The organism is Niabella aquatica (genome assembly GCF_054779315.1).
Genome location: NZ_BAAGYM010000038.1, coordinates 95,019 through 113,429 on the forward strand (window position 1 = coordinate 95,019; position 18,411 = coordinate 113,429).

Annotated in this window: 11 protein-coding genes; 7 read left to right on the forward strand and 4 right to left on the reverse strand. The window is 42.1% G+C overall.

The features are described from left to right. The first annotated feature begins 12 nt into the window (after window positions 1–12). From ACYVBM_RS20245 to ACYVBM_RS20260, 4 genes are all read left to right on the forward strand, one after another. Window positions 13–1,338, forward strand: a complete 1,326-nt coding sequence (locus ACYVBM_RS20245) for a DUF5689 domain-containing protein (RefSeq protein ID WP_460687518.1) — start codon at window positions 13–15, stop codon at window positions 1,336–1,338. Window positions 1,339–1,407: 69 nt separating this feature from the next. Further along, window positions 1,408–3,129, forward strand: a complete 1,722-nt coding sequence (locus tag ACYVBM_RS20250; protein ID WP_460687519.1) for a calcineurin-like phosphoesterase C-terminal domain-containing protein — start codon at window positions 1,408–1,410, stop codon at window positions 3,127–3,129. A 166-nt stretch (window positions 3,130–3,295) separates the two neighbouring features. Further along, window positions 3,296–4,786 (forward strand): glycerol kinase GlpK, encoded by a 1,491-nt coding sequence (glpK, locus tag ACYVBM_RS20255; protein WP_460687520.1) that lies wholly within the window; start codon window positions 3,296–3,298, stop codon window positions 4,784–4,786. A 264-nt stretch (window positions 4,787–5,050) separates the two neighbouring features. Then, a complete protein-coding gene (locus ACYVBM_RS20260; protein WP_460687521.1) occupies window positions 5,051–5,764 on the forward strand; it encodes an MIP/aquaporin family protein in 714 nt (237 codons plus the stop codon). Window positions 5,765–5,880: 116 nt separating this feature from the next. Here ACYVBM_RS20260 and ACYVBM_RS20265 read toward each other — a convergent pair whose 3' ends face one another. Then, window positions 5,881–8,445: a glycoside hydrolase family 38 C-terminal domain-containing protein gene (locus ACYVBM_RS20265; RefSeq protein WP_460687522.1), complete on the reverse strand. Its 2,565-nt coding sequence runs from the start codon at window positions 8,443–8,445 to the stop codon at window positions 5,881–5,883. Window positions 8,446–8,568: 123 nt separating this feature from the next. On the opposite strand from ACYVBM_RS20265, the gene ACYVBM_RS20270 reads away from it, so the two are divergent. Next, a complete protein-coding gene (locus ACYVBM_RS20270; protein ID WP_460687523.1) occupies window positions 8,569–11,493 on the forward strand; it encodes a discoidin domain-containing protein in 2,925 nt (974 codons plus the stop codon). A gap of 108 nt (window positions 11,494–11,601) precedes the next feature. Next, a complete protein-coding gene (locus tag ACYVBM_RS20275; RefSeq protein WP_460687524.1) occupies window positions 11,602–12,729 on the forward strand; it encodes a glycoside hydrolase family 130 protein in 1,128 nt (375 codons plus the stop codon). 265 nt (window positions 12,730–12,994) lie between these two features. On the opposite strand, the gene ACYVBM_RS20280 is transcribed toward ACYVBM_RS20275, so the two are convergent. From ACYVBM_RS20280 to ACYVBM_RS20290, 3 genes are all read right to left on the reverse strand, one after another. After that, entirely contained in the window at window positions 12,995–13,378 is a 384-nt protein-coding gene (locus ACYVBM_RS20280) for an endonuclease domain-containing protein (protein ID WP_460687525.1), read from the reverse strand. 274 nt (window positions 13,379–13,652) lie between these two features. Next, window positions 13,653–14,426, reverse strand: a complete 774-nt coding sequence (locus ACYVBM_RS20285) for a response regulator transcription factor (RefSeq protein WP_460687526.1) — start codon at window positions 14,424–14,426, stop codon at window positions 13,653–13,655. Between the two features lie 77 nt (window positions 14,427–14,503). After that, window positions 14,504–17,635 carry a ligand-binding sensor domain-containing protein gene (locus ACYVBM_RS20290; protein ID WP_460687527.1) on the reverse strand — a complete coding sequence of 1,044 codons (3,132 nt, stop codon included), beginning with the start codon at window positions 17,633–17,635 and terminating at the stop codon, window positions 14,504–14,506. Between the two features lie 166 nt (window positions 17,636–17,801). Here ACYVBM_RS20290 and ACYVBM_RS20295 point away from each other — a divergent pair, with 166 nt between their 5' ends. Then, window positions 17,802–18,410, forward strand: coding sequence for an RNA polymerase sigma factor (locus ACYVBM_RS20295; protein ID WP_460687528.1), 609 nt, complete (start codon window positions 17,802–17,804; stop codon window positions 18,408–18,410). Window position 18,411: the final 1 nt, after the last annotated feature.

An 18,411-nucleotide genomic window follows, 5' to 3' on the forward strand; every position in this document is an offset into this window, starting at 1 on the left:
AAAATCAATACAATGAGAATCGCGATTCCATTGCGTGATGAAAATTTTAGTCATCATATAAAAGATTTACGTATGAAACGGAAATATGATAATATAGTGTTTTCAATCCTGCTGATATTTTTGCTCTCCTCCTGTTTTAAGAAAGATCTCAATAATGCGATCGGTACAGTGAATGAAGAGGCTTCCATTTATGCGACGCGAAAAGTTTTTAAAGGACAGCCGGTCACTTTGTCGACTGAAAATCTTGCCGGAGCGCATGTGATAGCCGGTGTGGTTATTTCAAAAGCAGAAAATAAAAATTTTCCTGCCGGGTATATTGCTATCGAAAATGTTTGGCGAAACAAGGTAAGAGGGCTCTTGATTGCAGTTCCCGACCCGGCAGAATACCAGTTCGGCGATTCTGTACGTATTGATGTAAGCAGCGCTCAAATGGAACGCAAAGAATATGGACTGGAAATAAATAATGTGTCGGGTAACAGGATAACCAAAATACCAGGCGTTCGTATCGCTAAAATGCATCGCCCGGTATCTATAGGAACCATTGAAAAAGATCCTGACGCATATGAAAGCACTTTAATAAGCATTACTGCAAATGTGAACCCCGATCCTGTAACTGATGAGCCCCTTAAAGGCGCCAAAAAATTATTGGATGGCGAAGGGAAAACCATAGAGGTTTATACAGAGGAGAATGCCGGATTTGCTAATGAAAAAATAGCGCCGAGCGCTTCATTTCAGGGGGTATTACTGCAAAGAAATAATAAGCTGTCGCTTCGCCTCCAATCATACGGTGATATGATGTACCCTTCCGGCAAACTGTATACCGGCTGGCCGGAAACATTTGAAGAACCCTACCAGGGAAAAGTGAGCTATAATGTGGCGGCTACACAAAACCTTCTTACAATGCCTACAGGGGTTTGGTACATGCTGCAATCTATTCAGGGCAATACAGCAGGCAGGGACCGTATTGTATCAGGAGTACAGGCCATACGCTTCCAGCAAAACCTTTCAACGTCGGCATATCTCCAAATGAATTTTGATGTGCCCGATGGAGCCTCAAAAGTAACAGTTTGGTATGGCTCATACTATACCGACAGGTCCTGTACTTTCCGGCTGGAGTATTCTACTGATCAGGGGGCAAACTGGCGACAGGTAGGAAATGATATTTCAGACGCTCATCCTACATCAGTAAGTCTTACAGCAAAGCAGGCTGTTTTTTTGATGGATATCCAGGGGCCCGTAAGGTTCCGTATTAATAAATTAGGACTGGGAGCCAGTGATAATACCATATCTAACGGTCGTTTGGGGTTAGATGATTTTGCCATTTATAAGAGCTATTGATACCGGGGCATACCGTTACAGGAATGTTCGCTGTGCATTATTTTGAAAATAGCAATGCAGATTTGAATTATGAAAAAGAAAACGATAAAAGTTCGCGGACAAATTTCGAGGCGTAAGTTTCTTCTTTCGACCACGCTGGCCAGCGCGGGTTTTGTTGCCTTTGGGTGCAAAAAAAACAACCTCTTCGGTGGAGAACCCGAACACACCGGAACTGAAAGCAATTACCTGCCAGATGTGCCAGGCATGACGGTTAAAGGCAGGGTTCAATGCAATGGCGCTGGCGTGCCCGGTGTGGTGGTGTCAGACGGGCTGGAGGTAACCTTAACCGATGCTAACGGCGTATATTACCTGCCATCGGCAAAAACAAAAAGTTTTGTTTTTATATCTGTTCCGGGCGGTTATGAGGTAAGTACCGGCAATACCATACTTCCTGTTTTTTACCAGGCATTTAAGGCAGCGGCACCCGTAGTAGAAACAATGAACTTTGCATTAACAAAAACAAATAATAATAAACATGTGGTGTTAGCCCTGGGCGATATGCATCTGGCAAACCGTAATAATGATGTTGCCCAGTTTCAAAACGGCTTTTTGCCCGACGCAAAGGAAACCATAGCCCGGTACCGGCAGGAGGGGTATAAAGTTTACGGGCTTACGCTGGGCGATATGACATGGGATGCCTACTGGTACACAAATAAATATAGCTTTACACAGTACCTGTCGGTAATGAGGCATATTGATATACCGGTATTTCATACAATGGGCAACCATGACAACGATCCTTATGTAGCTGCTGATTGGCCTGCAGAGGCCGATTTCAGGGCCTCGCTGGGACCTACCTATTACTCATTCAACCTCGGCAAAGTGCACTATATTGTTTTAGATAATATTGAGTATATAAATACGGGAGGCGCTGAAGGAAAGCCCGGACAGCGGAATTACAATAAAACCATTGCCGGGGACCAGATTACCTGGTTAAAAAAAGATCTCGCTACCGTTACCGATAAAACCACTCCGGTCATTCTTGCCATGCACATTCATCTTAACAGCAATCCCTCGGTTTCGGAGACTGCATCGCTGAACCTGACCAATGCTGCAGATTTAATTAACTGCTTCTCAGGATTTAGTAATGTACATGTATTGACCGGGCATACCCATATTTGCTATGCCTACGAGAATTCCTCCGCGCTGATGGAGCATAACTCCGGTGCTGTTTGCGCCACATGGTGGTGGACCGGTAAAAATGGTTATGCCGGAAACCAGATCTGCAAAGACGGGGCTCCCGGAGGATATGCTATCTGGAAATTCAACGATACGGATTATCAGTGGTTATATAAATCGATCGGATACAATGAAAACTACCAGTTCAGAGCTTATGATCTGAATGAGGTGCATATAACGGCAGCCAACTATGCCCCTAATACCACGGATGCGCTTTTGGCGGATTATGCGACCCCTTATGCTACAAAAAATACCGGTAACGAGATCCTGGTAAATGTGTGGGGTTATGATAAGCGCTGGAAAGTAGAGCTCTTTGAGAACGGAACCACACCGTTGCCTGTGATGCGCGTAAAAGTGAAAGACCCTTTACATATTATTTCTTACGAGGCGCTGCGCCTTAATGCCGGGGCAATACCCACAGCCGATTTCTGTACTGCCACATCGGGGCACCTGTTTCAAACCAGGGCTTCGGGCCCTACTTCATCTGTTTTAATAAAAGTAACCGACCGGTTTGGTAATGTGTACACCGAAATGATGACCCGGCCTAAAGCGCTCACAGTATCTATGAGTTAGGAACGCTGGATTAATAGAACCTGATGGGGTTTGAATGCTCCAATTTTTAACCAACGTATCAATAAAAGTTTCAACCTTATCGCACATTAAAAATTTTTTTGCAGTGTTGAAGAGTTAACTATAAATTACAACAAGTATTATTTAAGCTTATAATAATCGATTTGCTATGTCAAAATACATTCTTTCATTTGATGCAGGTACTACCAGCTCGCGTGCCATTGTCTTCGACAAAAAAGGAAATATTATTGCTGTTGCTCAAAAAGAGTTTAAACAGATTTTCCCCATGTCTGGCTGGGTAGAGCATGATGCCAATGAGATATGGAGTACCCAGATTGGTGTAGCGGCTGAAGCCGTTGTAAAAGCAGGTATTACTGCATCGGACATTGCTGCTATTGGCATAACCAACCAGCGTGAAACCACTGTGGTTTGGGATAGAAACACCTCTCAACCTGTTTATAATGCAATAGTATGGCAGGACCGGCGCACCAGCGATTATTGCGATCAGCTTAAGAAAGATGGTTCAGCGGATATTATCAAAGAAAAAACAGGCCTTGTTACCGATGCCTACTTTTCAGGAACGAAGATCTGTTGGATATTGGATAACGTGGCAGGCGCACGTGCTAAAGCAGAGAATGGAGCGCTTTGTTTTGGAACGGTTGATACCTGGCTGTTGTGGAAGCTTACCAACGGCAAGGTACATGTAACTGACGTAAGTAATGCCAGCCGAACCATGCTCTTTAATATTCATACGCTCAATTGGGATGACGATTTACTTCAATTGATGAATATACCCAAAGCCATGTTACCCGAAGTGCGTTCCAGCAGCGAAATATATGGACATACACAGCATCTGCTTACTTCAGCTGAAATCCCTGTATGTGGTATTGCCGGAGATCAGCAGGCTGCATTATTCGGACAAATGTGCACGCAACCAGGTATGGTAAAAAATACTTATGGTACAGGGTGTTTTATGCTGATGAACACCGGCACTCAGCCTGTGGCTTCTCAAAATAATTTGCTGACTACTATTGCATGGAAAATAAATGATGAAGTGCATTATGCCCTGGAAGGAAGCGTATTTATAGCCGGCGCTGTAGTACAATGGCTGCGAGATGGATTAAAACTCATTCAAAAATCGGGTGATGTGGAAGCTTTAACAGCGACAGAGAAGGATAATGGAGGCGTGTACATGGTACCTGCGTTTACAGGGCTTGGTGCTCCTTACTGGAACCAGCATGCGCGCGGGATCATTGTAGGCTTAACCAGGGGATCGAGCGACGGGCATATTGCCCGTGCCGCAGTAGAAAGCATTGCCTATCAGGTTATGGACGTATTAAAAGCAATGGAAGCAGATGCCGGCATCACCATTAAAGAAGTACGTGTAGACGGCGGAGCCACTATTAACGATTACCTGATGCAATTTCAGGCCAATATCTTAAATGCCGGTGTGGTACGGCCAACTGTTACAGAAACCACAGCTCTGGGTGCGGCATACCTTGCAGGTCTGGCGGTAGGTTTCTGGCAAAATATTAATGAGGTACAGGCATACTGGGAAAAGGAAAAAATGTTTGAGCCCTATATGAAAGATGATGTAAGAGCGTCCTTCCAAAGAGAATGGAAGCGCGCTGTAAAGGCGGCACAGTCCTGGGCAGAGTAAAGAGAGTTAACAGGTTTAAAAGTTGGGCAGATTGACAAGGCGGAAATGATGTTTAACCTTAAGTTTTTTAGAATCTTTTCTGATAGCGGATGCTGCACTTCTCATTCCTTGTGTTTTCCTGCTCCGGGTAAATAATAAGGTACCGGCTTAGAAGGGAGGCAATCGGCCGTATATAATTCGGGCAATAATAATATTAAAACGAATTTGTCATATCTCAACTGCGAAGGTTTTCGGGTAATGCGTATTAAATTTTAAATTTTTCTTATGGGTATCTTTACAAGCGAACTGATAGGAACGGCTATACTGATTATTTTAGGTAATGGTGTAGTGGCCAATGTGGTTTTAAGTAAAACCAAAGGTAACGGAAGTGGCTGGATCGTTATTGCATTTGGCTGGGCCATGGCAGTCTTTGTAGGCGTATTTATTTCGTCAAAAGGGAGCGGCGCACATCTTAACCCGGCAGTTACACTGGCTTTGGCATGGCTTGGGAAGATTAACCCGGGTCTTATTCCTCAATATATAGGTGGACAAATACTGGGGGCCATGCTTGGATCGCTGTTTGTGGTGCTTACCTACAGGCAGCATTATATGGCTACTGATGATACAGCAGCAAAGCTGGCTACATTCAGCACAGCTCCTGCTATTCGCAAACCATTTTACAATTTGCTTACCGAAGTTATAGGGACATTTGTTTTAGTTTTTGCTGTGTTGTTCATTATTGCACCGGCAAATAGTTTAGGTGCTTTGGATGCTTTACCGGTTGCCTTTATAGTGCTGGCTGTAGGGTTGAGCCTGGGCGGTGCCACGGGCTATGCTATTAATCCTGCAAGAGATCTGGGGCCCCGTATAATGCATGCAGTTTTGCCGATAGGTAAAAAAGGAAGCAGCGACTGGGCCTATAGCTGGGTACCTGTTGCAGGCCCCGTTATCGGCGGGCTTTTGGCTGCCATCGTTTTTGATTGGGTCAATAAAAGTTAAGTGAAGCAATATTACCGGACTTCTCTCAAAAGCAGGAACGGCCTTTTCAGTAAGGCCGGGCTTGATTTTAAAATTGAAGGATCCCGCTTCTCGAATTTACGGGTTGTATTGTTTTCTTAATCTTTGGGTGTTGCATTCACCAGCTTAATTGTTTTGAACCCGAATAAAGGTATATTGCAATCAAAGAAAATATTTTCTGCAGAACCAAGGCGGAGAGAAGAGGTTACCTTATCATTGAGTTCAATAAAATGCAGGGATTCTGCGTTGCAATTAAGTTCGACCCGATGCATATTTTTCATAGAACCGGTATTTGTAATTCTTATATACAAATCAGCGTCTTTGTAATACAGGGCAGTAACTTCCAGTCCCGGGTCCATTTTTTTAATGAAAGGCGCATGTATATTATTACCCTCATTTACACTAACGATTAAAGGTTCGTTCCAAACAGTGGCTTCCTTATTTAATTGAGCCTTATGCCAGTTCCCGCTGTGGGGTAATAAAGAATAATGTATATCTGTAGGTCCGTCGATAAAATAATTTCTTCCCCAAAGCCCGATGCCTGTATATTGAACGGTTAATGATAAGGGAAAGCTGCGGCCGTGTGAATAGCTGGTTACGTGGTCAGAAAGTAACGCCATGCCATAGTGGTTTTCTGCGTCAGTAATATCTACCCAGTTGAACAGCACATTATTTTTAATTTCATCCCATTGGTTATAAAATGTATTGACGAGTTTGCTTTCTGTAACATCCAGGGGGGCATCTTTGTAAACTTTTTGACCTTTCAGGTTTAGGGGGAAACGGACCAGCAGCTTGCAGGTGTCATTATAAAATGCTTTACGCAGTTCTTCTGCTTTGTAAGCACCATGCTGCCTGAAGCCATCTCCAATACCTACTTCTTTTTCGTAATTAATATTGAGTTTCAGATCGATCTTTTTTTCTCCCTGGCGTAACTGTATTACCTGGCTGAAGAGACTATTATTAATGACGCCTTCAATCCTGAGCTTGATTTGAATGGGGCCACTTTCGAGTATGGAGATCGTTGGTGCTTTCTCAAAGCTATAAGCAAATTGATTCTCGTTATAAAAAAAACCACGGAGTGTATTAAAATCTTCTTCTCCTGCAGCAATGAAATTTTTATTTCCGAGCTGTTTGGCTATCAGCTGCTTGATATTTCCACGCTTTGCATCTACAATTATTTGATAAAGATCCGTATTCAAAAGATAATTGCCCTCTTTTGTAATACGGATGAACGCCCGGTTAGTATTATCAGTCCCCATTGTACCAGGTATAAGAGAATAATTGCTGCTACCGAATGCGGGAACACCGGCTTTAAAAAGAATTGTATAATCAGCGCTGTTCTGTTTAACTAATTGATAGGGGATTTTTTTACCATCCTGCACCATTGCAAAAGAACCTGTTAATGAACGTGGAAGCCTGAAGGAAACAACTTCTTCACGGTTAAAAGAGGTTGGATTATAGACGGTTATCGTTTTCACGTTACTTGCAGTAGGGGAGCCTGTTAATTTTTTAATAGATTGTTGTATAATGCGCTCAGCAATGAGGTTAGCCTGGGTCGTCCAGTCCTGTACATGTTCTGCCCATGTTTTGCCATTTAATTTATTATAAGGTACTATCCAGCAATCATGGTGCTGGGCCAGCAATAGGCTCTTCCATGCGCTGTCCAGCTCCGCTTTGGGATAAGGTGCCCCTTTGTAGAACCTGGCTAAGGAAGATAGTTTTTCCGCTATTTTTATTTTATTCTCTGTAGTACGCACTTGCTGGGATATACGCTGAAGTATTTGCGACCCCCACATCAAACTTACGTGAATATCTTCCTGACTGAGCCTCCAGTTATCAGAAGGTTGATTGTGTGCAATCAGGCTGAAATAATGACGCCAGGTGGTATATGCGGTAGATGGAGATTGATGATGATTGAGCCAGGGCCCGTTTTCCCATCCCGCATCCTGGAGGCACATTCCCACAGGGTATTCGATGCCTTGTTGGGCAGCTGCATTCAGAAACTGATCGGAATGATTCCAGGCGGTTGTTTGCCAGGTTGATTTTTTTTGTAAGGCTTCTGAACTGTACCTCGGAACGGTTAGTATTGACGAACCGTCCGGCCCGATCCAGTTCAGCGATTGGCCGCCATAGGCTTTTACATATCCGCCCCAGCAGGTATTCGGATTTTTTAGCGATGCATATTGAATGCCCAGTGATTGCAGGATCTGGGGGAGGGCCGATGTAAAACATGGCTCTTCTGAAGAGTAAGTAGTAAATCGTATCAAGGGGAAATGTTGTTTTAGTTTTTCCATACCATACTGAAACTGCCTGATGGTACTTTCAGCCGAACTGTTAAAAAAATAGCTCTGTGCATACGTTGGGTTTACATATTCGGCCACTGCATTTTGTGTGGAATCATTGATCAGCTTTTTCATACGTTTATAATTAACCGGGTCTTTTAAGGCCACCACATCCCATGTTTCCGGCTCTATTTCAAGATTTAATCTCCAGTCTTTATATTGTTCCATATTATCGGCAATAAATTGGGTCACCCACATAGGATAATGCCCATACACTCCTCCATGATAACCATCTACAAAATAGTTTGTGGGGCCATTAAGCTTTTGTGCATTTACCGGAACCGCAGCAACGATCAGCACACACAATAAAAAAAATTTCACGGTTAAATATTTTGAAATATGAATAGCTAAACTACCTTTTAAGTAACCTTTCACAAAGTTTTCCTCTATAAACAGTTGGGGTAAAGTTTTTATAAGGTGACTATTAAGCAAACCGGACAAAAGATGGTAAAAGTTATAATGCTTTTTATTAGTTGTATTGCAGCCCTGGATATGAACGGGCAAAGGGTCATTTCTTTCAATAGTAATGATCAAAATGTAGTATGGAAATTAAAGCCTCAGGACGAGGTTGGCAGAGATAGTATTCAAATATACAATGATAGTTATAATGCTGAAAACTGGGTAAAAGCAATTGTGCCAGGCGCTGTATTTACTTCCTATGTAGAGGCTGGCGTAGAAAAGGATCCCAACTTTGGGGACAATATTTATAAGGTGGATAAACAGAAATATAACAAAAACTTCTGGTATAGAACTACTTTCAGTACACCGTCTTATAAAGAAGGCGAAAACGTATGGTTGAATTTTGAAGGGATAAATCGCAAAGGCGAAATATTTCTGAACGGATACAGATTAGGAGAATTGGACGGCTTTATGAACCGGGGAAATTTTAAAATAACCGATATACTGAACCGTGAAGGAAAGAACGTTTTGGCTGTGCTGGTGAAGTACCCGCCGTTACCTGTTCCCAACTATCAAAGCCCTACTTATATTTCCAGTGATGGGTGGGACTGGATGCCTTCCGTTCCTGGATTGCTGTCGGGTATTACCGATGATGTATTCCTGTCCGTAACCGGTGCGGTTACAATAGCTGATCCGTGGATCAGAACAAAAGTTCCTTCTAAGGATAAGGGAATTATTTCAATCAGCGCTGATCTGAAAAACAGTACGAACAAGGATGTCAATGGTCAATGTATCATTAATATTCAACCGGGAAATATTGAGCTTCAGCGAAATTTTAAGATAGCTGCAGGAAAAGAGGTTTCAGCCTGTTTTGATTCGGCTTTTTACAAACAACTGGTTATTGATCATCCAAAGTTATGGTGGCCCAACGGCTATGGCGATCCCAACCTGTACACCTGCACTATTAAATACGTTGCAGATGGCAGTACCTTAGATAGCAGGGAAATAAAATTCGGCATAAGGGAGTATTCGTATGATACGCTGGGAAGTGTGTTTCATTTATCTGTAAACGGAGCGCGTGTTTTTGTAAAAGGAGGGAACTGGGGAATGAGTGAATATATGCTGCGATGCAGGGGAGCGGAGTATGACCTGAAGATCAGGCTGCACAAAGAAATGAATATGAATATGATCCGCAACTGGATCGGTTCTGTAACGGACGAGGAGTTTTACGATGCCTGCGATAAATACGGGATCATGGTTTGGGACGATTTCTGGCTGAACTCACATCCTAACCTTCCCAACGATGTTTTTGCATTTAACCAGAATGCGGTAGAAAAGATCAGGCGGTTACGAAACCATGCAAGCATTGCTGTTTGGTGCGGCGACAACGAAGGATATCCACTGCCTCCGCTCAATGGCTGGTTGCGCGAAAACATCAATACATTTGATAAAGGAGATCGATGGTACCAGCCCAATTCTCACAGTGATGCTTTAACGGGAAGTGGCCCCTGGACTAATTTTAACCCCGACTGGTATTTTACCAAGTATCCCGGAGGTTTTGGCGGCAACAGGGGATGGGGCTTCAGAACGGAGATAGGTACTGCTGTTTTTACCACTTTTGAAAGCTTCAAAAAATTTATGCCTCAAAAGGACTGGTGGCCGCGCAACGATATGTGGGATAAGCATTTCTTTGGTAAATCTGCCGCCAATGGCGGCCCCGACAGGTATGAAAGAAGCATCAGCGAGAATTATGGAACCGCTACCGGAATTGAAGACTTCTGCCGTAAAGCACAGTTACTAAACATAGTAACTAATAAAGCCCTGTTTGAAGGCTGGCAGCATAACATGTGGAACGATGCTTCCGGGGTTATGACCTGGATGAGCCAATCAGCCTATCCTTCTTTTGTATGGCAAACCTATGATTATTATTACGATCTGAACGGTGCTTACTGGGGGGTGAAGAAGGCTTGTGAGCCTGTGCACATTCAGTGGAACCCGGCAGATAATGCCGTCAATGTTATTAATACTACAGCCGGCAATGCAGACAACATTACTGCTGTTGCCGAAATATATAATATGGACGGCAGCTTACAAAAGAAATATTCGAAAAAAGTAACTTCGGATGCGACATCCAACAGCTCTACCCGTTTTTTCAATATTGATTTCATAATGGACAACCTGGCGTATAGAAAAGATGTGGTAGCCTCTTCTTCTCCGGGAGAATTTGAACCTGCTTTATGTATAGCGGATAATAACACCGGCAGCCGGTGGGCCAGCGAAAGCAAAGATGATGAATGGATCTATATCGACCTTGGTAAGCCTGTGGAAGTAGCAACGGTAGTATTGAACTGGGAAGCTGCTTATGCCCGCTCGTATAAGTTACTGGTGGCTACCAATCTTTCCGACTGGAAGGAAGTGTATAGTACAAGCGAAGGCAAGGGCGGCCTGGAAACGATCAACTTTAAACCCGTAATGGCTCGATATGTAAAGATGCAGGGTATAAAGCGTGCCACGCAGTGGGGTTATTCTTTGTACGAAATGGAAATATACAGCGGTAAAAAAACTGAAACAGGTTTATCTGCCGTGCATTTTATTAAACTCAAATTAACTGATGATAAGGGTAACCTGTTAAGCGATAATTTTTACTGGCGGGGTAGCAAGGCCAATAATTATACGGCTTTAAACAACCTGCCAAAAAGCAGTCTTAAACTGGTGTATTCAAAGCTTTCCCGTAAAAATGGTAAGGCTGTAATTAATGCTGCCATTAAAAATGGGAACAATGCCGTAGCCTTTGCCGTACATGTACAGGCATACCGGAAAAGCGATGGGGAAAGGATTTTGCCGGCAATAATGAATGATAATTATTTCACTTTACTAAAAGGCGAAACGAAAAATATAGCTATTGAATTTGATGAAAGCCTGTTGCCGGACGGAGCCTATTTTTTAAAGGTAGAGCCCTACAATAAATAAAAGTTGCATAAAACTTTTTCGCATTTCTACTCCCCTCTCCTTTGGAGAGGGGTTGGGGGTGAGGTCTTTCGGAGAAAAAGTTTTATACACCCTAAATAAAAGTTTAAAATGAAGAAAATAATTTTGAAGCTGCTGTTTGCAATCGGCTCACTCCCTGTTACAATATTTACAGCCGCGCAGCATCAACTTCCGGATTGGGCTTTCGGACCTTTTATCAGACCGGTAAATGTAAACCCGGTTCTTTCGCCCGATGAAAAAAGTGTTTTCCCTGATCCTATGAGCGGGAAACAGGTGGCCTGGGAAGCAAACGATGTATTTAATCCTGCAGCCACAGTAAAAAATGGTAAGATATATGTGCTTTACAGGTCAGAGGACAGATCTGGCAAAGGGATTGGAGAGCGTACTTCCAGGTTGGGAATAGCCGAAAGTACGGATGGCATTAAGATGAAAAGAAGATCAACGCCGGTTTTCTATCCGGCTGATGATAACCAGAAAGCATTCGAGTGGCCGGGCGGATGTGAGGACCCGCGTATTGCTGCTACCGAAGACGGATTGTATGTTATGTTTTATACGCAATGGAATAAAAAGGTTCCCAGGCTCGCTGTCGCCACATCTAAAGATCTGATCCAATGGACCAAGCACGGGCCTGTGTTTTACAGGGCATATAGCGGAAGGTTTAAAGACCTGGCAAGTAAGTCGGCTTCTGTTGTTACCAAAATAGTGAACGGTAAGCAGGTTATTACAAAAGTAAATGGAAAATATATGATGTATTGGGGAGAGAAGTTTATGAATATTGCTACATCTGATGATTTGATTAACTGGATCCCCGCTTTAAATGAGAATGGTGAATTGAAAGCCGTTGTAGAACCGCGATTGCATTATTTTGACAGCGACCTTACTGAGTGCGGTCCACCGGCAATAATGACCGATAAAGGTATTTTAGTGTTATATAACGGGAAAAATAAAAGCGGTAATGATGGCGATATGAACTATACTGCCAATACCTACGCGGCAGGCCAGGTGTTGTTTGATTTGAAAGATCCGTCAAAAGTAGTAGGCCGCCTGGACAAACCTTTTTTTGTGCCTACAGAACCGTTCGAAAAAAGCGGGCAATACCCGGCAGGAACTGTTTTTGTAGAAGGGATGGCTTTTCATAAAAACAAATGGTTCCTATACTATGGGTGTGCCGATAGCAGGGTGGCAGTTGCCGTTTATGATCCCCGTTCAAAAAAATAAACAGTTTACATACCGGGTTTTAAATTACCAATGGGACAGCAGAGGATGCATAACATTTTGGAAACAATATATCTCCCGCTGGCGGGAGTACCCGAAGGGGGAGGGTGGACAAATCCTTTCCCCGCCTGGGGTCCTTCCAGGAGCAATTGTGTGAACACATCTTTGACTTGTCATTTTTGTGAGCATTCACATGTCCTTCCTTTGGGGAAGTGTCCGCCGCGGCGGACGGAGGGGGGAATGACGTTCCTATTTAGCCCAATCATCGCTATTTTATCTTCTCATCAATCCAATCCGAAAGAAAAGCGTGAACATTGCTAATGTTATTCAATATCTGATTGTCATCAAACCTCAACACAGTAAAACCAGCAGACTCCAACTCTTTTTGACGGATATCATCTTTTTTTAAGGCTTCTTCCGAATGATGTGTAATACCATCAACTTCTATTATCAACATCAATTCTTTACACATAAAATCAGCTATGTATTTCATCACAGGTCTTTGTCGATGAAATGAATACCCCTTTAGTTGCCTGGCCCGTAAAATATACTTCCACAGGCAGGCTTCGGCCTTTGTCATTTCCTTTCGAAGACGATTGGCATACGGCTGAAGTGTTTTATTGTAATAGTGATTTTCAAACTGGTTTTTCATAACTATAAAGTTAGCATTTCTTTGTCCTCCCCCCTTCATCTTCTGTCTAAATAACGGGCTTTTCAATAGCCCCCTCCGAAGGGGGACATCTTTTCGATCAGTCCCTACACCTGCTCCTTACCTTTTTTAAAGTACAGAAATATGTTCACACGAAATCTCCAAGAGGGAGCATTATTTCTTCGCGTACTATTCGTCTAAAGATAAAAATGTCAGGCGCCTTATTTAAGATAAGATATGCAGGGTTGTTCAATACGAAATTGAGATATATAATCTCCTAATTTCCCTTTTTCCCCTTCAGGTGTTCCTGTATATATTCAGAAGGCATCATGCCAAATTGTTTTTCAAAATTCTTGCTGAATATCTTGGGCGAGTTATAACCTGCCAGATCCGATACCTCGTTGATATTATAACCTTCGCTCATCAAAGCCGCGGCTTTTTTCAAACGCGTCAGGTTGATAAGGTCGTTAGGGGTAAGATCAGAAATGGCATTTATTTTCCTGTAAAAAGTGGTGCGGCTCATGTTCATATACCTGGCCAGCCGGTCTACATCCAGCTCCGGCTCCTGTAAATGTTCTTCAATAATATGATTTACCGACTCCAGGAAACGTTCATCTGCTTTGGTATGTGCGATGGTTTTAAGGTGAGCTACCGGTGAGTTGGCAAAATAGTTCTTAATTTTATTCCTGTTGGCAAGCAGGCTGGATATCTGCATTTTGAGATGCTTGGGCGAAAAAGGTTTCTCGATATATACATCGGCGCCCAGCTCCAGCCCCTGGAGCCTTGCCTGGAGCGTATTTTTTGCAGTGAGCAGCACACAGGGCAGGTGGCTTAATTCCACATCCGATTTAATAATCCTGCAAAGCTCAAATCCATCCATTACCGGCATCATTACATCGCTGACAATCAAGTCTATTATTTCATTACGAAGCACTTCCAATGCATCTTTGCCATTGGTTGTTTTTTTAATATCATATTGATCGATGAGGTTGCTCTCGATAAAATCCAGTATCTCTCTATTGTCTTCTACTAATAGTATAACAGGTTTCATCTGTTTGTTTTTTATTTTTTAATGGTCAAATGCCTGCCGGCAGACAGGGGATTTTTATGCTCATTTCATAAGCAAATCTAATTTTCATTTTTAGGATGAACAGGTAATTCGAGAATAAATATATTTACGTCCTTCGATTCAGGATCTAATATTAATGAGCCATTATGCATTTCTGCAAGGGTACGGCTTAAGGTAAGCCCGATCCCCGTTCCTGATTGCCCGGCGGATTCCTTTACGCGGTAAAAGCTTTCAAATATTTTTTCTCTTTCTTCTGGCGGTATAATAAAGCCATCGTTGGTTACAATTAATTTATAGCTGTTATGATGATGGCTGTATTTTAAAGTGATACTTACGCTGCCTGAAGCATATTTTATAGCATTGTCAATCAGGTTGCTGAATATTTTAGTAAGGGCCTCCTCATCTGCCTTGGCATCAATATCTTCATTATTATCTATCGTGAATGCTAAATGATTACTGTCAGCAATAGGCTGGAAATGATGATATATATTTTGAAGGAGTGCCGAGATATTAATTTGCTCAAAGCTCAGGTGGAATCCGTTTTGTTCTATTTTTCTAAAGTCAAGGATCTGGTTGGCGAGGTGCATGAGCCTGTCTGTATTGCGGCTCATCAGATCGAGGTTTTTCATAATGGAAGGCGAACTGTCTATTTCGTCCATAATATTTTCCATCGGGCCTTTGATCAGGGTTAAAGGCGTTTTTATTTCATGTGCTACATTGGTGAAAAAATCTATTTTATCTTCATAGTGTTCTTTTTCTTTTTCGAACGCCATTTTTTCCAGTTTACGTTGATGTCGTTCCCTCGATCTGTTTACAAAGAACATAATGATGAGGTAAATCAATAGCAAGGCTCCTGTAATATAGGCGAGGTAGGCTTCCCAGGTCAGCCAGAGTGGTGGCAGTATTTCAATATTCAGTTTGGCAAAATTAGGAGAAGGGGTTTTGGGATCATTATTGCTTTTAACAATAAACGTATAATTACCGGGCGGAAGTTCGGTAAAATAGGCTTTTCTGTTACTGGGCAGATTGTTCCAGTTTTTATCAAGCCCTTCCATTTTATAAGCATACTTCATAGTCAGGGGAGAGCTGTAGTCTAAAGCTGCAAAATCGATACTAAAGGAGGACTGGTTGTAGGGTAAAGTGATTTTAGAGGTGAATAAAATAGATTGTTTAAGAGGGGATATACCATCGCCGATAGGCAGTTCTTTATTATATACCTGGAAGCCTGTGATATAGACCGGAGATTGTAATGATGCTTCCCGGATGGAATCGGGATGAAAACTGATCAATCCTTTTATACTTCCAAAATAGATATTGCCGTTTTTATCTTTATAAGCCGACCGGTAATTAAACTGGTCTGTAAGCAGGCCTTCCGACTTGGAAAAAGTTCTTACTCCATTGGTGGTGGGACTAAATCTCACCAATCCCCTTGATGTACTGAGCCAGAGATTACTTTTGTTATCCTTTATAATGGTATAAATAACATTGGCAGGAAAATTATGCTGAATGGTATAGATGCTTAAAGCTCCCGACCCAGGGTTGAGCTTACACAAACCTCCCTCGGTAGCCAGCCATACGGTATTGTTGATATCGCAATAGATATAGTTGATGATATTGCTGGCTACGCTTTTATTTCCCCCCACTGAAAAAAGGTAATGATAAGCTTTCTTTTTCTTTGGATCGTATTTATATACCCCGTTTCCGTATGTCCCCGCCCATATATTTCCATCTGCGTCTTCGCTTAATGCACGAAAAAATGTTTGGGGCAACTCGGAAATGCGCTCAAAATTGTTCATGCTTTTCGAGAATTTATAAATGCCCTTATCTGTTCCCACAATAATATCTCCCGTTGAGGTTTTTAAAAGCGCATCAGAAAAGTTACTGCCTATATTGGAATTGAGCGTATTGTAATTTTTTACTCGTTCGCCTTTCAGATTTAAAAGGTCTAATCCATGTAGGAAGGTGCCGGCCCAGATAGAGTCCCCGGTTACTAACAGGCATTGAACGTTTGAATAGGTAATACTTTCTTTAGTAACATCGGGATTAAAATTGAAGAACTTTCCTGTAGAAGGGTTGAACTGGTTCAAACCTGCATCTTCTGTAGCGATCCACAGTTTTCCATTTTTATCCTTTTTGATTTCTCCTACGGCATAGCCACTAATAGAGGATTCGTTTTTTTGGGGAAAGTATTTTCTAAATACCATTTGTTTGGCAGAGAAATAGTTCACTCCTCCAAAATAAGTGCTTGCCCAAATGCCGCCCTGCTTGTCCTTATACAGCGATTGCACAATGTTATTGGAAAGAGAGTAGGGGTCTTCATCTTCTTTTTTGATGTGTTCGTACCGGCTGGTTGTAAGATTCATAATATAAATACCCGACTGTGTTGCAATCCAGTATTCGTTAGTGCCGGTATTTAATATTTCCATTACGTTAATATCCGTTTTGTCGGCATTGTAAGTGATCAGGTCCTGGTAATCCCTTTTCTTCGTGTCGAGGATCTTTAAGCCTTCATTGGAAGTGCCAACAAGTATTTTACCCTGCCCCGCATCGCAAATGGACTGTATTCTTCTTGATACAGGATTTTTGGATTTTGAGAAAACATTAAAGCTGTTCTCAAAACTATCGGTAGAGGGGTCGTACCTGGCTACTATACCCGAGGAAGATGTAATCCAAAGGCTTTTATCCATGAATACTGAAAATGCTGTTATCTCTTTAGGAAAAGAATAGGTTTTAAACCGTCCTGTTTTTGTATTATAGCTATAAAGAACATATAGCGTAATATAATACACTATATCGCCATCTACCTTTAGCGCCTGAACAGCGCCATTCCCCGCTTTTTTAAACTGTGTAAATTTTTCGGTGAGCTCGTCGAAAATATAAATCCCATTTTCTGTGCCTACCCATATTTTGTTATTATCTGCTTCTGACAGGCACATAATGGCGTTACTGCCAATAGTATTGGGATCGGCAGGATCATTCCTGAAAATCTTATAGGATAAGCCGTCAAACCGGTTCAGCCCGTCGCGTGTTCCAAACCACATGAACCCCTGCTTGTCCTGCATCATACACAGCACTGCATTATTCGATAATCCATCATCCACCTGGTAATGGGTGAAATAAAAAGACTGGCAAACCCCATCTGGGATCCTGCAAAACAGCAAAATGAATATAAGCAGCATTTTTCCTTTCATCTGTGACAATTGCAAACTTATGATATAACAAAATAATTCATTTAATTGGAAGTTTTGTACGCTGTTGCGGCGTACCGAATGCATTTGGAACAAATAAGGAGATATATGAAACAAAGATTGCACCTTTTTTTAATAAGTTTTTCAATATTGCAACAGGATTTGCGAAATGATTGTTGAACAACTTAAAACGATTGCCATGTTAAAAGCTACGGGATACCATACTACTTTGCAGGATGAGGAACTTTTTCGTTTATTTCAGAATGGAGAGAACCGGGCCTTTGATGAATTATACAGGAGGTACCGGGAATTACTAACTTCAATGGCGGAAAGAATGCTCGCCTCCAGACAAATGGCCGAGGATATTGTACAGGAGATCTTTCTCAGTTTATTTAACCGGAAGTCTCAGGTCGAGATCCAGGTTTCATTGAAATCGTATTTAATAAAGTCGATGAAATTTAAAATTTTAAATGAATTCAGATCGCAGGGTGTAAGAAAAGCCTACGATAAACAGGTCAATACCCGTCGCCGGTTTTTTTCTTACAATACCAGTTACGATTGCGAATTGAAAGATCTTACATCCAATATTGAGTCTACTATCAGTATGCTTCCCGATAAGTGCAGAACGGCATTTCTTTTAAGCCGCAGCGAAGACCTGTCGTATAAAGATATTTCAGGCTGTATGGGTATATCGATCAGTACCGTGGAAAAGCACATCAGCAAAGCACTGCGCCTCTTAAAAAATAATTTGACCGTTTCAGATTTTTCAATTAATTAAA

Excerpts from the sequence above, each read along its gene's own strand:
- ACYVBM_RS20295 (WP_460687528.1), top strand. The coding sequence starts at position 17,802 with ATGATTGTTGAACAACTTAAAACGATTGCCATGTTAAAAGCTACGGGA.
- ACYVBM_RS20285 (WP_460687526.1), bottom strand. The coding sequence starts at position 14,426 with ATGAAACCTGTTATACTATTAGTAGAAGACAATAGAGAGATACTGGAT.
- glpK (WP_460687520.1), top strand. The coding sequence starts at position 3,296 with ATGTCAAAATACATTCTTTCATTTGATGCAGGTACTACCAGCTCGCGT.
- ACYVBM_RS20245 (WP_460687518.1), top strand. The coding sequence starts at position 13 with ATGAGAATCGCGATTCCATTGCGTGATGAAAATTTTAGTCATCATATA.
- ACYVBM_RS20280 (WP_460687525.1), bottom strand. The coding sequence starts at position 13,378 with ATGAAAAACCAGTTTGAAAATCACTATTACAATAAAACACTTCAGCCG.
- ACYVBM_RS20260 (WP_460687521.1), top strand. The coding sequence starts at position 5,051 with ATGGGTATCTTTACAAGCGAACTGATAGGAACGGCTATACTGATTATT.
- ACYVBM_RS20250 (WP_460687519.1), top strand. The coding sequence starts at position 1,408 with ATGAAAAAGAAAACGATAAAAGTTCGCGGACAAATTTCGAGGCGTAAG.
- ACYVBM_RS20290 (WP_460687527.1), bottom strand. The coding sequence starts at position 17,635 with ATGAAAGGAAAAATGCTGCTTATATTCATTTTGCTGTTTTGCAGGATC.
- ACYVBM_RS20270 (WP_460687523.1), top strand. The coding sequence starts at position 8,569 with ATGGTAAAAGTTATAATGCTTTTTATTAGTTGTATTGCAGCCCTGGAT.
- ACYVBM_RS20275 (WP_460687524.1), top strand. The coding sequence starts at position 11,602 with ATGAAGAAAATAATTTTGAAGCTGCTGTTTGCAATCGGCTCACTCCCT.